Annotated in this window: 16 protein-coding genes; 6 read left to right on the top strand and 10 right to left on the bottom strand. The window is 46.0% G+C overall.

Features of this window, described 5'->3' with window-relative positions:
- Window positions 1–7: 7 nt before the first annotated feature.
- Window positions 8–601 carry a hypothetical protein gene (locus tag NIES208_RS12920; protein WP_075893401.1) on the top strand — a complete coding sequence of 198 codons (594 nt, stop codon included), beginning with the start codon at window positions 8–10 and terminating at the stop codon, window positions 599–601.
- A 12-nt stretch (window positions 602–613) separates the two neighbouring features.
- Here the strand turns inward: NIES208_RS12920 and NIES208_RS12915 are convergent, their stop codons facing one another.
- Window positions 614–2,014 (bottom strand): sensor histidine kinase, encoded by a 1,401-nt coding sequence (locus NIES208_RS12915; protein ID WP_075893400.1) that lies wholly within the window; start codon window positions 2,012–2,014, stop codon window positions 614–616.
- Window positions 2,015–2,167: 153 nt separating this feature from the next.
- On the opposite strand from NIES208_RS12915, the gene NIES208_RS12910 reads away from it, so the two are divergent.
- Both NIES208_RS12910 and NIES208_RS12905 read left to right on the top strand, forming a co-directional pair.
- Entirely contained in the window at window positions 2,168–2,488 is a 321-nt protein-coding gene (locus NIES208_RS12910) for a hypothetical protein (RefSeq protein WP_075893399.1), read from the top strand.
- A 509-nt stretch (window positions 2,489–2,997) separates the two neighbouring features.
- Window positions 2,998–3,561, top strand: a complete 564-nt coding sequence (locus NIES208_RS12905; protein ID WP_075893398.1) for a DUF697 domain-containing protein — start codon at window positions 2,998–3,000, stop codon at window positions 3,559–3,561.
- 11 nt (window positions 3,562–3,572) lie between these two features.
- Here NIES208_RS12905 and NIES208_RS12900 read toward each other — a convergent pair whose 3' ends face one another.
- Window positions 3,573–4,232 (bottom strand): class I SAM-dependent methyltransferase, encoded by a 660-nt coding sequence (locus NIES208_RS12900; RefSeq protein ID WP_315861640.1) that lies wholly within the window; start codon window positions 4,230–4,232, stop codon window positions 3,573–3,575.
- Between the two features lie 79 nt (window positions 4,233–4,311).
- Between NIES208_RS12900 and NIES208_RS19015 the strand changes: the two genes are divergently transcribed.
- Window positions 4,312–4,791, top strand: coding sequence for a hypothetical protein (locus NIES208_RS19015; protein WP_216349406.1), 480 nt, complete (start codon window positions 4,312–4,314; stop codon window positions 4,789–4,791).
- A gap of 97 nt (window positions 4,792–4,888) precedes the next feature.
- On the opposite strand, the gene NIES208_RS12890 is transcribed toward NIES208_RS19015, so the two are convergent.
- From NIES208_RS12890 to NIES208_RS12880, 3 genes are read right to left on the bottom strand one after another with little or no spacing between them, the layout of a single operon-like run.
- Window positions 4,889–5,314 carry a ferredoxin gene (locus NIES208_RS12890; protein ID WP_075893395.1) on the bottom strand — a complete coding sequence of 142 codons (426 nt, stop codon included), beginning with the start codon at window positions 5,312–5,314 and terminating at the stop codon, window positions 4,889–4,891.
- Window positions 5,315–5,317: 3 nt separating this feature from the next.
- Window positions 5,318–5,701, bottom strand: a complete 384-nt coding sequence (locus tag NIES208_RS12885) for a DUF1257 domain-containing protein (RefSeq protein WP_075893393.1) — start codon at window positions 5,699–5,701, stop codon at window positions 5,318–5,320.
- Window positions 5,702–5,760: 59 nt separating this feature from the next.
- Entirely contained in the window at window positions 5,761–5,973 is a 213-nt protein-coding gene (locus NIES208_RS12880) for a DUF2997 domain-containing protein (protein WP_075893391.1), read from the bottom strand.
- 391 nt (window positions 5,974–6,364) lie between these two features.
- Between NIES208_RS12880 and NIES208_RS12875 the strand changes: the two genes are divergently transcribed.
- A complete protein-coding gene (locus NIES208_RS12875; RefSeq protein WP_075893389.1) occupies window positions 6,365–6,865 on the top strand; it encodes a CGLD27 family protein in 501 nt (166 codons plus the stop codon).
- A gap of 49 nt (window positions 6,866–6,914) precedes the next feature.
- Window positions 6,915–7,868: an asparaginase gene (locus NIES208_RS12870; protein ID WP_075893387.1), complete on the top strand. Its 954-nt coding sequence runs from the start codon at window positions 6,915–6,917 to the stop codon at window positions 7,866–7,868.
- A 191-nt stretch (window positions 7,869–8,059) separates the two neighbouring features.
- Here the strand turns inward: NIES208_RS12870 and NIES208_RS12865 are convergent, their stop codons facing one another.
- The 5 genes from NIES208_RS12865 to NIES208_RS12845 form a co-directional block, all read right to left on the bottom strand.
- The gene (locus NIES208_RS12865; RefSeq protein ID WP_075893385.1) at window positions 8,060–10,732 is read right to left on the bottom strand and encodes a DNA polymerase III subunit alpha; all 2,673 of its coding nucleotides are present in this window, start codon (window positions 10,730–10,732) and stop codon (window positions 8,060–8,062) included.
- 78 nt (window positions 10,733–10,810) lie between these two features.
- Window positions 10,811–11,503, bottom strand: coding sequence for a DUF4926 domain-containing protein (locus tag NIES208_RS19520; RefSeq protein WP_084176626.1), 693 nt, complete (start codon window positions 11,501–11,503; stop codon window positions 10,811–10,813).
- The gene (locus NIES208_RS12855) at window positions 11,503–11,844 is read right to left on the bottom strand and encodes a DUF6883 domain-containing protein (protein ID WP_075893383.1); all 342 of its coding nucleotides are present in this window, start codon (window positions 11,842–11,844) and stop codon (window positions 11,503–11,505) included. The genes NIES208_RS19520 and NIES208_RS12855 overlap by 1 nt, the downstream gene beginning before the upstream one ends.
- Window positions 11,841–12,608: a COR domain-containing protein gene (locus NIES208_RS12850; RefSeq protein ID WP_235641390.1), complete on the bottom strand. Its 768-nt coding sequence runs from the start codon at window positions 12,606–12,608 to the stop codon at window positions 11,841–11,843. Before NIES208_RS12850 ends, NIES208_RS12855 begins: the two co-directional genes overlap by 4 nt.
- On the bottom strand, window positions 12,605–12,930 hold a 326-nt coding region (locus tag NIES208_RS12845; protein WP_216349405.1), incomplete at its 5' end, for a hypothetical protein. The genes NIES208_RS12850 and NIES208_RS12845, both read right to left, overlap by 4 nt.

Here is a 12,930-nt window from a genome sequence, read left to right as displayed (position 1 = left end):
GGAAGTCATGACCTACAGTACCCAAGATCTCATTCGGATTCTCGACCAAGAACTTAAAGCCGCATGGCGGGGCGATCGCCTATTATTATCTTCGGAAGATCGTGTAGGAGTCCCCATTGTCAGCATGGCTCTAGATCTAGAGCAAGCGGGCAAAGTCTTTGCCTGCAAAGATTTCACCCAACAAATCCATAAATACCAACTAGAACAAGGGGTGTCAGGCATTATCTGGCGCGAACTCATTGTCGGAGAACATCACCTCCGGCTGCCAGAAATTCACCAACAGCTCATTGCCATTGAATCCGACAAAATCATTTTGCAGAACGCCAAAGCAGAAGTTCTACAATTTTGGTGGCAAATCACCTCTGGACTAAAGTTTTGGGAGCTAAAAAATCACGAAACCTATCCCCTAACCATCGATAAAATTCACCTTGCAGCCCAGCTGGCCGAATGGGCAGAAATTGATATCGGACGCGACGAAGTTTACCTTGCCCTATGTTGGGGAAATCCCAAAGAATGCCATTACCGTTGGGCGCACCCAGACTCCGGCTGCGATCGCATTATTGCAGCAGCCAGCGAACCCAAACAACTCAATATTTTCTAGAGCTTGCCAGACTTAAACCGTTAAAGAAATATTATTGCCGAGGGGTAAAAAGATCGTAAAAACATCATCCCCAGAAGGGCGCTGGCGAATGCGCAGCTTACCACCTAGGGCATGGAAAAGATTTTTTGTAACATTAAAATTTAGGCTCAGGCTACCCGTTTCAGGCTGGAAAATCAATAACTGTCCGATCGCCTTTTCGAGACATTTTTGCCCAATCCCTTGGGATTGAACCTCTAGCTTTAACTGATTACCAGCAGTCGACACATGAATCTGCACCTCAGAACCAGAAGGCAAGCGTCGAGTAAAGGTTTCAATCAGGCCAGAAAGCACTTGGTCGAGCATCGCAGGGTCACTCACCACATGGGGAAGCGTTTGGGGCAAAATCACTTGCAAATCAACATTGCGACGCTGGGCTTGCTTCTGCCACAGAGGAATACCATTGTAAAAAATTTGCTCGAGGGAAGTCGGAATGAGCTGAACTTCGCGACAGTGGGAAGGCGTTTCCAGTTCGGCGGCTCGGAAAATTAACTCCATACGACGAATCTGCTCGTTGCATTCTTGCTCAATGGTTTCAATGCGCTTGACGATATCTCCTGTTAAATGCTTTTTCTTTTTTAGTAATAGCTTGGTCATGGTGCGAATCGTTGTCAGGGGTGTCCGAATCTCGTGGGTCAGGGCTTGCAACAATTCCAACTCAGGTTGAATATCCCGGGAGACCGATACTTTTTCTTTAACGGGTTTGGTTTTCGGTGTGGCCGTAACGAGATTCATATCCGGGAGCGATCGCAGCATCAACTGACTAAAACGTGACACCAAGCGATAATCCGGCGCAACGGGTGCAAACTGTCGCCACAATTGCTGAATGGTTTGAAATTGAAAGGGTTGTGTAAGCGCCATACGCCAGCGCAACATTTGCCACAATTCATTAAATACTGCCGGGTCAAAGGAAAATTGGAAGCCCCCCTCATCGGCGGAGACCATGGCAAAACTAAACTGCGGCGTGAGCACGAGACAAAACCGTTCTTGATGCAGCGGATCGTTAGCAAAAATGGGAAATTCTAAAAAGCTATGGGTCGCAGTACTTGGACAATCTTCCACAATGCCCGTTAGCTGTAGCGTACTAATGGCAACTTCTTGGAGACTTTTGGGGGCAAAGACAACCTGCTGATAATGCTCCGAAATTTGGCGATCGCAGAACATTGGGCTAGGACTTGAGAGCACCATGCCAGCTGAATGTTTTTGGGGATCTTGATCTTGTAATAATCTCTCTAGGGCGGCGATCGCCCCACGCCACTGGCGACGACGCTGATTTACCGAAATTGGCTGGTCATCACAATCTTCATTTGCATGCCGCAGCACAGAACTAATCGTCTTACTGATTTCTAACTGATCTAGTTCAAAATTTGCATTCATAAAACTGTTTTCTCGACCAAGCTAGGTTGATAATAAGTGCATTCCGCAAAAAAAAGAACCTGTAGAACCGAACCTAAATAGGTGCGGGTTCACGCGATTTGTTAATTGATCATTGATTGAGATCTGCTTTAGTACCACAGAAAGTCAACATTGATGGAAATGCCAACCTCTATTGAAATCACCAATTTTTTTCCACAGATTCTATTATCTTTTGATGGCAATCTAAATTTTTATAGCCTGTACCGCTGGGCAATGCTTGGCATTACTTTATTTAATGTTTTCAATGTGGTGGTTTCGATTTTAAAGTACAAAAAGTACTTTGATCGGCTACCTTTTTTTCTTCAACGCTATCTCAAAGATAAAACGAAAAAAATATTAGGGAATAAAATCACGGAAAGTCGCAGGGAAATTCAAATTAACCTGACCTTATTAGGGGTCTTGATTATGCTTAATATTGCCCTCTTTTTTGTCTAAGTAAATCGAAAATATCCAAACAAAAAGTGCACTAGTTAGGCACAACTAGCATCAATAATTTCTATTAGTAATCATCATCTGCAACACAGATGCCCTTGCATTTAATGCCATTTGTTGCCGTGCGCTTGCAATGGGGGCAGAGGATTTTTTCTTGTTCTTCAGATTGCTGGGATTGTGATTGCTTTGTTTGTGCCTTAGTCATCACTAAATACAGGTAAAGATTTTAATGTTACGCCTTTTTATCCTAGGCATATTTAAAAGCATTCTGCAATGTAGACAACCGAACCATCACCCTAGGGCGATCGCCTTTATTTGATTTTCTTCAATAAGCCATTCGGCTTGAACACTCTGTTAGGAGGGTAGGGCGATCGCCTTTATTGGGCAAACAGATATTCGAACAGATATTCAAACAGATATAAATACAACCAAAAATTAAGACTTTTCTAAAAGCAATTTTTTGCTGACTACCATGGAACTAAAGACCCTTAAGCACGAGTAGAGATCTAGCCATGAGTAACAAAACCGAGGCAACGGCCATCATTAAATCCCACGTTATCTGGGCGATGGGCGGTGGTCTGATTCCCATTCCCCTAGTAGATTTTGCGGCTGTAACAGCCATTCAATTAGAAATGATCCAGCAGCTCGCCCAACTCTATGGTGTTAACTACTCGCGCAGTATGGGCAAAACCTTTGTCTCAGCGCTAACGGGGACGACCTTAGCTCGTTTAGGCGCTAGTTTTATTAAGGCGATTCCGGGAATTGGGTCGGTGATCGGCGGTGCGTCCATGTCCATCACCTCTGGTGCTTCCACCTACGCGGTGGGGCAAGTGGTGATTAATCATTTTGAGACGGGCGGTTCCCTCTCTGATTTTGTCGAAGAAAAAGTAAAATCAGCCTATGATAGTGCTTTCGAAAAAGGAAAAGGCTATGTTTCAGACCTCGAAAAGGAAGAGGGTGACAAGGCGGCAGATATTTACCAAACCCTTGAAAAACTAGGCCAGCTCAAGGAACAGGGCGTTCTCACAGAGGAAGAGTTTCAAACAAAAAAGGCGGAATTACTCTCGCGCATTTAAACTTCACCCAATTAATCTACAAACACTAATGTCCAATGGCGCTCAGAGGTTTGTTCGACTTTGGCTGTGGCTAACCCTGTTTGGTCGGCGATCGCCTGAATTTCTTCAACGGTAAAGGCGGCAAATAACGAGTCTCGAAATAACTTTAGTTGGTGTGGATCAAAATCTGCGTCGTCAACGCCGGCGATAATGTCATCAATTTTGGCGACACTGGTGGGACGAAATAAATCCCGCAAAATAATAACGCCTTGGGGTTTTAATAATCGTCGCATTTCCTGAAAACAGGGCAGCGGATCTGGCAAATGATGAATTAAGCTATTGGACATAATCACGTCAAAGGTGCGATCGCCGAACGGTAACTGCTTCGAGTCTGCAAGCTGTAGCTGAATTTGCCCGGTGACATTAGCCGCTTCAATATTTTTTTGGCCGACCGCTAACATTGATGGCGCTAAATCAGTTGCAATAATTTGCCACTGGGGGCGCTGCTGAGCCACAAAAATCGGAATTCTTGCAGTGCCTGTCCCTAAATCTAAAACCTTTGCCGTTTCGCCACCATAGGTCTGCACAACGAGGTTGGCAAAATCTTGGTTAACATCGGAAAAATCCATCGCATCGTAGGCGATCGCCTCGGCAGGATCATCCATCACTTCCGGTTCTAAAATACGTACAATTGCCATGAGCTTATGTCCAAACACAAAGAGCGCTGTCAATTTTGTACACTACCCAAGACTCCTTTGCCGAATTATTTCTGTGACCCTACGCCACCTTTCCCTTTCCTGCTGCTCTACCTTTAGCCTATTCGCCCTTATGGCTTGCCAAAGGATTGACCCTGTCGTCTATGAATGCCAGGAGCTACTCGAAACTATCAATAACGTTGTCATCGAAGCCCAAACCATTACTCAATCAGAACAAATGGCCGAGGGCGAAGAACCAAATCTAGATATCTGGCTCCAAGCAGCTGACATCCTTAGTAAAGGCTCCGAGGCGATCGCCAACGTCAATATCGATGATTCCATACTTCAAAATTACCAGACCCAAGTGAGCGATATCTATAACGAACAAGCCCAAGCCACCTACACCATGGTTGAAGCTTGGCAAAAAAAAGATCTAGAAAAAGCCATGGCCGCCCAAGCACGCGCCCAAACAGCCGGACAACTTGAGAAAACCACGGGTGAATCCCTAAATAACTATTGTCAAGACAAAGAGAAGGAACTGCCATCAGCCCCCTAGACAATTAATCTAAAAAATCAGGCGGCGATCGCCCCTCATTAACCCCCAACAACTTTGCAACCAATATCACACCATTAGCTGCATTCGCCTTCAGATCCTAAGGAAATTTCGTCGATGACTGATTATGCAAACTACCCTGACTTGCCCCTTCCTGAGGCAATCCTAGGGGACGCACAACCTGATACTTCCTTGCCGTCTCTTTCTCTTGCACGACGGTGTAATCCAGCCAATGGATACAATCTACCGGACAAGTGTCCGCAGCTTCTTGGATGATATCCTCAGCATCACCATCTTGACGAAAAACCCTAGCCCGACCATGCTCTTCCTCTATATAGAAAGTATTAGGAGCCGTATGGGCACAATGCTTACAGCCAATGCAGGTTGTTTCATCAACATAAACACCTTTTTGGCGTAAAAAACCACCAAGCTCTGGCTCAAAACCAGACCGCTCATCATTATTTCTCAGAAATCCCCCCAACTCTGGCTCTTGACCAGAACGCTGGGGGGCAGGATCAAAGGTCATAACCTAGCTCCAACGCTGAACCACAAGACGAATAGAGCCATCTTCGTTTTTCTGTTGCTCGCTCACTTGAAAGCCTTGCTTATTGGTTTCATCGAGAATGGTGTGCAGAGCATAGCCTTGGGTGAGGCGATTGAGAAAACCATCTACCGTAAGGGGCTGTTGCCAGTACTGTAAATCAGCGACGAGCTCGTACTCGCTGCCATTCCAGCTAAAGCCGATGTCATAGGCATTGTCTTGCTCGATGACCACTTCAGCGGTTTGGGTTTGTCCCTGGTAACCGCGGACGGGTGTTGGGCCTTCTTTCCAGTCAATGTCCATGCCCTTAAGAGCTGCTTTTAGGGAAGACAGATTACGGATTTTGGTTTTGATGTTGCTGAAGTGAGACATAGGCTTTTTACGGGTTGATTTGAGTTAAAGATTATTTTTTATTGTTGAAATAAAAAAAATTACCAACTACTTTGCACAGAATTGGTTGTTTCAGCGGACTGTTCAACCGACTGGGCATAATAGTCAGATGTTTTTTCGGTGGACATTACGATGCCCAACTCTTTTTCAATTGCAGCAGTAACCTCTTGACACGAAGCGCCGACGATACCCGTGACTTTCTCTTTGACTCGACCGTCGGGGTAGATGATGAATTCTAATGTCTCCATGTTCATGGACTGATTCTCCTCATCCGCAGGGTGTAAAGGTATAGGGAATTATCGACTGATTAGTTCGGTAATTCTCCATTTACGCCTATGCAATTGCATTTGTAGCAGTTTAACAAATCTAGATAATTTGAGGGTAGCCTACTTAAGAAAATCGTAAAATTTCTTGCTTTTCTTAAGAAAAAGTTTGGGTGTGACTCTGAATTTCTGGCTATGTTGCCTAAAAATCGCTTTACCACTAACGATAAAGCCGGTGTTGATGGGGTTAAATGAAATGCCAAAAAACTGCCATGGTGGCGATCGCCTCAGATTTTTTTTGACTTAATGCTCTGTAATCCCCCACAAGTATAAAAAAAGTTACACTGTCACAAAAAGGTTTTTCTTTTCAGCGCCGCCATCCATGAACGATTTTCAAACAACTTTTTGCCCTGTTCCCGATGAGCAACAGCCTCTAAATGAATATAGCCAACTGAAGGAGTCTTGGTTTTTTAGCTGGGGCACAAGCGAAATGTTGATCTATATTCGTAAGGTTGCTTGGATTTGGCTGTGGGCGACTTTAATTGTGACTCCTATTGCTTGGGCAAGTTTTCCCCTAGATCGTTATCCAACGAAGCTCGTTCTTAGTGCCAGCCTCGGTGGTATGTTTTTACTTGGCTTGGTATTAGTACGTTTATACTTGGGTTGGCGTTATATTCGCGATCGCCTCCACACGGAAAATCTTTTCTATGAAGAGTCTGGCTGGTACGACGGCCAAATTTGGCGGAAACCAGCTTCGGTTCTACAACGGGATCGCTTGATTGTGTCCTACGAGATTGCGCCCATTCTCCAGCGGATTTTGCAAACGAGTCTAATTGTTCTGGCGATCGCAGCGGCTTGTTTAACGGCGTTATTTTTACTCTAATTTCACTTCTCCCTATCGTTTTTCAGTTCACCTCACATCCCAAAACATTATGTCCAGAGGCAATCGCATAAAATCTCCGAAACTTGAAATCAGTCTGCTACGGGAGGGTCTCAAGGAATCGACACACCTTGCCGAAGCGGTGGTGTGTGATACGAAGGGTCGCGTGCTCTCAGTCGCAGGTGATGGCGAAAGCTCTGCCTTTATCCGCTCTGCCCTTAAACCATTCCAAGCCCTTGCAGTGGTTGGCACAGGGAGTATCGAGCATTACAAGCTAACCGATAAGGACTTGGCCGTGATTTGCAGTTCTCACAAGGGTACAAAGGAGCATGCTCGCCAAGTTTTTCGCATTTTATGGCAAGCGGATCTCGAATCTCAGGTTTTACAGTGTCCGATTCCCCACGGCAAAGATAGCGCCCTAGAACACAACTGTTCTGGTAAGCACGCCGGGATGTTGCTCACTTGTAAGCATTGCAATTGGAGCTTGAGTAGCTACATGGAAAAAAATCATCCGGTGCAAGAGTTGATTTTGAATAAGGTGGCGGAACTTTTGAAAATGCCGCCCCAAGAGTTTATTGCGGCGAAGGATGACTGTGGTGTGCCCACTTATCTGATGCAGCTGCGCCAGATGGCAACGCTTTATGCTCACCTCGCATCCGGCGATCGCCTTGATGTAGAACGGGTCGTGAGAGCGATGACCTATCACCCCACAATGGTCGCTGGCAAAGGGGGCTTTGATACGGAGCTAATGCGCCTGTCTGAGGGGGAAATCGTTAGTAAATCCGGTGCAGAGGGTATTCAATGTATCGGTCGCGTGGGCGAAGGTTTAGGCTTAGCCATTAAGGTTCAAGACGGCGCGAAGCGGGCAAAGTACGCCGTGGCGTTATACCTCCTTACTCGTCTCGGTTGGATTTCGCCAGCGGTTTCCGATACACTTTCTGAGCAATTTTTATCCCTCAGTCCCTATAAGCGTCTCGATGTTGTTGGAGAACTGGCGTTGGTTTAATAATTTAACGTCAGTTATGGATAAGAATGTAGCCANAAATTCTTTAGAGAAAAGGAGACACGGAGAGGGAGAGACACGGGGAAGCAACGACAATTTGCATTTTTTGAAAGCCAGGATTGTTTGCATAGAAACATCTCCCTATCTCTCGCTCTCCCATTCACCGCGTCGCACTTCCGAGCATGCTTAATGATTTAGGCCGCGGATATCAGTTTAGGGACAGCCAAATTTGAGTAATCGGCTAATTCCAAACTTCGCTGGAAAATTTCGTCAATTGCCACCATTTGCCCGTCTGCGGTTAAGAATTTATGGTCTGGTGTTGCGCGGATAATGCTGCCATTTTCTAGTTCGTATTCAAACATCAGGCGATCGCCCCGCTGATGCCACTGTTCAATTGGTTGGGTGTAAACCAAGCCATTTTGGTCAACGCTATAAACATGGCACATTAGTTCGCGCTCAACAATTTCTTGAATTGGCAAAACCCCGTACTCCACCGTCACTAGGGGCGTATCGCCAGCAAGACAGTACTCCGCAAATTTCACCATCTGGTCAAAGAGATCTTTCGAGACTTCCTGAGGCACACCATTTTTTGCCGCGCCGTCAATGAATTTAACCTCGTGCTTTTTCATCTCAGCAATTTTCTTTTTACCCATCGCCCGCCGCAATAGATCCGCCTCACCAAGGGAATAACCCGCCAAATCCTGCGCCATTTTCATGATTTGCTCTTGGTAAACCAGCACACCGTAAGTTTCATTCAAAATCGGCTGCAACAGTTCGTGTTGATAACGGATTTCTTCGCGGCCATGTTTACGGTCAATGAAAATAGGGATTAATCCCGCGTCCAATGGCCCCGGACGATAGAGCGCCAAAATTGATGAAATATCCTCAATACCTGACGGTTTCAAATCCTGCACAATCTTTTTCATGCCGTCGGATTCCAGCTGGAAAATCCCGGCCAGCTGACCCTCTTCAAACAAACCGTGGGTATTTTTAATATCTGGAGGTAATTTTTTTGCTGTACCCTTCGCCAAAATTTCTAGAGCGCGCCGTTCATCAAGGGGCAGCTGATCGAGGTCTAATTCAACATTGCGGTGCTCTTTAACAAGGTCAGCCGTTTTTTTAATGGTGGTGAGATTCCGCAGTCCTAAAAAGTCCATTTTCAGGAGACCCATCGCCTCCACATCTTCCATGTAGTATTGCGTGATCACCGCCCCTTCATTGTTGCGCTGTAGGGGAACAGCTTCGTCGAGGGGGTCGGAGGAAATGACTACGCCAGCAGCGTGAACCCCAAAGGTTTTGTTGGTTCCCTCGATGCGGATCGCCATGTCTAGCCACCGTCGCACAGCCGGATCTGTATCGTAGCGCCGCTTAAATTCTGGTTCCGGTGTATCGTCGGAAATCATCACTTTTAGTTTTGTCGGTTTCCCTCGGGCGACGGGAATCATTTTCGCCATTTCATCGGACTCGGCGTAGGGAATATCTAGCACCCGCGCTACATCCTTGAGGACGGCTTTTGAGGTCATTTTATTAAAGGTAATAATCTGCGCCACCCGTTCTTTGCCATATTTTTTGGTGACGTATTCGATCATTTCCTGTCGCCGCTCAATGCAAAAATCGGTGTCCACATCAGGCATTGATTTTCGTTCAGGATTGAGGAAACGTTCGAATAGTAGGGTGTGGTGAATGGGGTCAATATTGGTAATACCGAGGGCGTAGGCGACAAGGGAACCCGCAGCAGAACCTCGTCCGGGACCCACGGGAATGTCATGGTCGCGAGCGTATTTAATGTAATCCCACACCACGAGGAAATAGGTAGAGAATCCCATCCGTTGCATCATTTTTAGTTCGTATTCAAGGCGCTCCTTGTAGGTGGGGTCAACTTCGCCACGGGTCTTACATTTCATGCGCTCCTTGAGTCCTTCCCAAGTCACCTCTTCGAGGTAGCTATCGGCGGTGTGACCACTGGGAATCGGGTAATCGGGAATGCGGGGTTCCCCAAGAATTTTGTAAGGCTGGACTTTTTCGGCGACTTCTAGGGTGTTGGCGATCGCCTCTTCGATGACTTCGGGGTCGAGGTGATCTTGAAAAAGCATGCGCATCTCATCGGCGGACTTCATGTATTCTGTGCCGCTATACCGGAGACGTTTATCCTCTGTGATTAGCTTAGAGGTTTGGATACAGAGTAGGGCATCGTGGGCTTCAACGTCGTAGCAAGAAATGTAGTGGGAGTCATTGGTCGCAATGATTTTAATGCCGAGTTTACGGGCAATTTTGACGATCGCCACATTGACGATGCGGTCTTCTTGGGAGCCATGGTCTTGGATTTCGAGATAATAATCATCTCCCAGCAGATCTTGATACCATTTCGCCACATCGTAGGCGCGTTGGTAATCGCCCTTAAGGATACACTGGGGAACTTCGCCACCAAGGCAAGCACTGGTCATGATTAGACCTTCATGGTGCTTTTCGATGAGTTCTTTATTAATGCAGGGACGGGCGAAAATGCCTCTCCCTTGGTAGCCCTCAAGGTGGGAAATGGTGGTGAGTTTAACGAGATTTTTGTAGCCTTGGGTATTTTTTGCGAGAACAACTTGATGATATTTTTTGTGGCGTTTTAATTTACCGTTGCTCTGCAATTTGTCTTGGATGTCTGCGTTGATCACATACATCTCGTTACCGATAATGGGCTTAATGCCTTTGCCACGGCAAGTCTTCAGCAGCTCAATTGCGCCATACATCACGCCATGATCTGTCAAGGCGATCGCCGGCATATTCAGCTCTTGGGCACGTTGTACTAGGGGCTTAATTTGGGACGCGCCATCGAGCAGAGAATAATCGCTATGAATATGCAGACCAACAAAGGACATAAAAGCTCACCGAGTCTAGATGTAGTGGGTCGTTCTTATTTTAGGGCAGGGTTTGGCGATCGCCGCCCTGATATTTTCTTAGGGCTGTTGGGCTGGTGGAATGGCAAGCTCAACATCAAATTTATTGGCAAGGGTATTAGCGTTATCGACAAAAGTCTCAATCTGCTCGAACCCTTCATTGGCAGCAGTAAGGGAGGCGATCGCCACAGTTCCGGCAGTAGCTAAAGCTGCAAGATACTTTTTGACTCTTGCAAGTTTGCGTTGCTCTTCTGGCTTTGCGATTTCGGTTTCAAGATCCTCGATTTCGATGGTGACAGCTTCCTGTTGTGCCTGTGGAAAGAACTGTACGGTCTCCTTTAGTGAAGCAATCAGTTTCAGAACTTCTTGCATATCAACACCAGATTCATGATATTGACCTGCAACAATAGCTCCTTGTTCGACTGTGCCGCCTTTCATCACGCCAATACCAAAATTGCCGCCACTTTGAACGATTTTGTCGCCTGCGACGTTATCACCAGAGCCAAATTGATTGATATTTGTAGTCATAGTTTCAGGTTCAAGAGAGTTGTAATGGAGTTTGATTAATTGTTCTGCTTTTAAAGGGAGCATGGCGTAGGTTTGCCCTTCATCATCACTAAACTCCACCTCAAAAACATCTGGTGCAAGATCTTCAACAATTGTGCCCACTTGCCCCGCAAACAGGTTCTGTTCTGGAAGAGATTCGCGCAAAGCTACAACATCTAAAAGTTCAAGTTCGGTCAATGTCAGCATTATCGTTTCCTCACAATGAAGCAACTAGTTAGTCGAGGAAAGTCCTCATCGGGTCGAATAATCCACGTGGTGCGGACAGGTGCTGTGTTTTGGTTGCGGGTAATCTCAAAATCGACGGTATAGCGCTGCCCATATTGGTCTTGCATTCCGAGAATCGCTTCTTCTTGGTTGATTGCGTTTCTAATTATTTCTTCCAAGATGTCTGCATCTGCACTCTGTAAATCTAGGATAGCGGCAAATAATCTGGCTTTGTGCTTGCCACGAGAATGATTTTGGTTGAGGCTATAGTCTCGCAGTTTCTGAATATCAATAAAAGCATTTTGGAAATTGGGGAGCTTCATAGACGTTTGTCGCGTCCAACGTTATCGCCATTGCCATATTGGTAATAATTTGTTTGGTTTTCAATATAGTCACCCGTTTGTCTCTGTCGTTGTTGGAGGGGTTCGTAGCCATCAAGGAGTTTGCGGAGTTCAAGTTTTAGGCGCAGTTTGCCGATAGTGACTTGGGTTTCGCCCATGGCTTCTAACCCCAAAAGTTCTTGGTAATCGAGAGGCGGATGTTTGGGATGGTCAGGAACTGGAACCCATTCAGAGATTTCGAGATTGCCGAAGCTTCTATGGAGTTTGTTGAATACATCGCGAATTAAACCTAAAAATGTGCGGCGGGTTTCGCATTTGCCGCTAATGGCGATAAAGATTTTGTTGTCTTCTGGATCGGATTTTATAAGGGCAACATTGCATGTTTCGTCACTTTCTTTGTAAGCCAGCATCACACCACTACGCCAATAGGTTTCGTTATGGATTTTCTCGTGAGTTTTAACGATAAATCGCGAAATGATGCTGTTAGGCAAAACGCGGTAATGGTACTGAAATTCGAGGGTATCGCCTTCTAAGTCAGTGTCTTCTGGTTCGTCTTTCGGGAGAATGCCGGGAATGAGAAAGCGAGGTGGATTGCAGTCGAGGGCAAAGGATAGTTCAAACTCTTTCATCAGCTCGATGAGGTACTGATGGCGTTCTTTGGGGTAGCGGGCTGCATCAAGGATACGGGTAAGGTCATCGCAACTGAAAATTCCCTTGGATTTGGTTTTTAGGCGATCGTCGCTCAGGAGTTCATAAATACCTCCGGTTGCCCATTCCGGTTTGAGGACACTTGTTCGTTGTAAAGGATTAGGGTTTCAAGTTTGTCTAGCTTTCTGATTTCTGGTGGCAACTCTTCCAGATCCATTCCCGATAAATCAAGCTCTGTCCATTCTTCCGCTGCTGCTTGTTCGATGAGTTTTAGAGCTTCTGTTGTCGACATCGTTCGCCACACATTTTCGTTCGTTGCTGGCATTTTAGCGAAGAATCCCTCCGCCTTCGGCACCTCCCTTTCAAAGCTATCCATTACGCAAAAGTCAGTGAAAAGGATGTATTTACTGGCTTGTGGTG

The organism is [Limnothrix rosea] IAM M-220 (assembly GCF_001904615.1).
Taxonomy (GTDB): Bacteria; Cyanobacteriota; Cyanobacteriia; order Cyanobacteriales; family MRBY01; genus MRBY01.
The sequence above is the reverse complement of the archived record's forward strand: the minus strand, read 5'-3'. Positions and strand labels throughout refer to the sequence as shown.

What these genes read in the sequence shown, in the direction of transcription:
- NIES208_RS12920 (WP_075893401.1), top strand. Translation starts at nt 8, where the DNA reads ATGACCTACAGTACCCAAGATCTCATTCGGATTCTCGACCAAGAACTT.
- NIES208_RS12915 (WP_075893400.1), bottom strand. Translation starts at nt 2,014, where the DNA reads ATGAATGCAAATTTTGAACTAGATCAGTTAGAAATCAGTAAGACGATT.
- NIES208_RS12910 (WP_075893399.1), top strand. Translation starts at nt 2,168, where the DNA reads ATGGAAATGCCAACCTCTATTGAAATCACCAATTTTTTTCCACAGATT.
- NIES208_RS12905 (WP_075893398.1), top strand. Translation starts at nt 2,998, where the DNA reads ATGAGTAACAAAACCGAGGCAACGGCCATCATTAAATCCCACGTTATC.
- NIES208_RS12890 (WP_075893395.1), bottom strand. Translation starts at nt 5,314, where the DNA reads ATGACCTTTGATCCTGCCCCCCAGCGTTCTGGTCAAGAGCCAGAGTTG.
- NIES208_RS12885 (WP_075893393.1), bottom strand. Translation starts at nt 5,701, where the DNA reads ATGTCTCACTTCAGCAACATCAAAACCAAAATCCGTAATCTGTCTTCC.
- NIES208_RS12880 (WP_075893391.1), bottom strand. Translation starts at nt 5,973, where the DNA reads ATGAACATGGAGACATTAGAATTCATCATCTACCCCGACGGTCGAGTC.
- NIES208_RS12875 (WP_075893389.1), top strand. Translation starts at nt 6,365, where the DNA reads ATGAACGATTTTCAAACAACTTTTTGCCCTGTTCCCGATGAGCAACAG.
- NIES208_RS12870 (WP_075893387.1), top strand. Translation starts at nt 6,915, where the DNA reads ATGTCCAGAGGCAATCGCATAAAATCTCCGAAACTTGAAATCAGTCTG.
- NIES208_RS12865 (WP_075893385.1), bottom strand. Translation starts at nt 10,732, where the DNA reads ATGTCCTTTGTTGGTCTGCATATTCATAGCGATTATTCTCTGCTCGAT.
- NIES208_RS19520 (WP_084176626.1), bottom strand. Translation starts at nt 11,503, where the DNA reads ATGCTGACATTGACCGAACTTGAACTTTTAGATGTTGTAGCTTTGCGC.
- NIES208_RS12855 (WP_075893383.1), bottom strand. Translation starts at nt 11,844, where the DNA reads ATGAAGCTCCCCAATTTCCAAAATGCTTTTATTGATATTCAGAAACTG.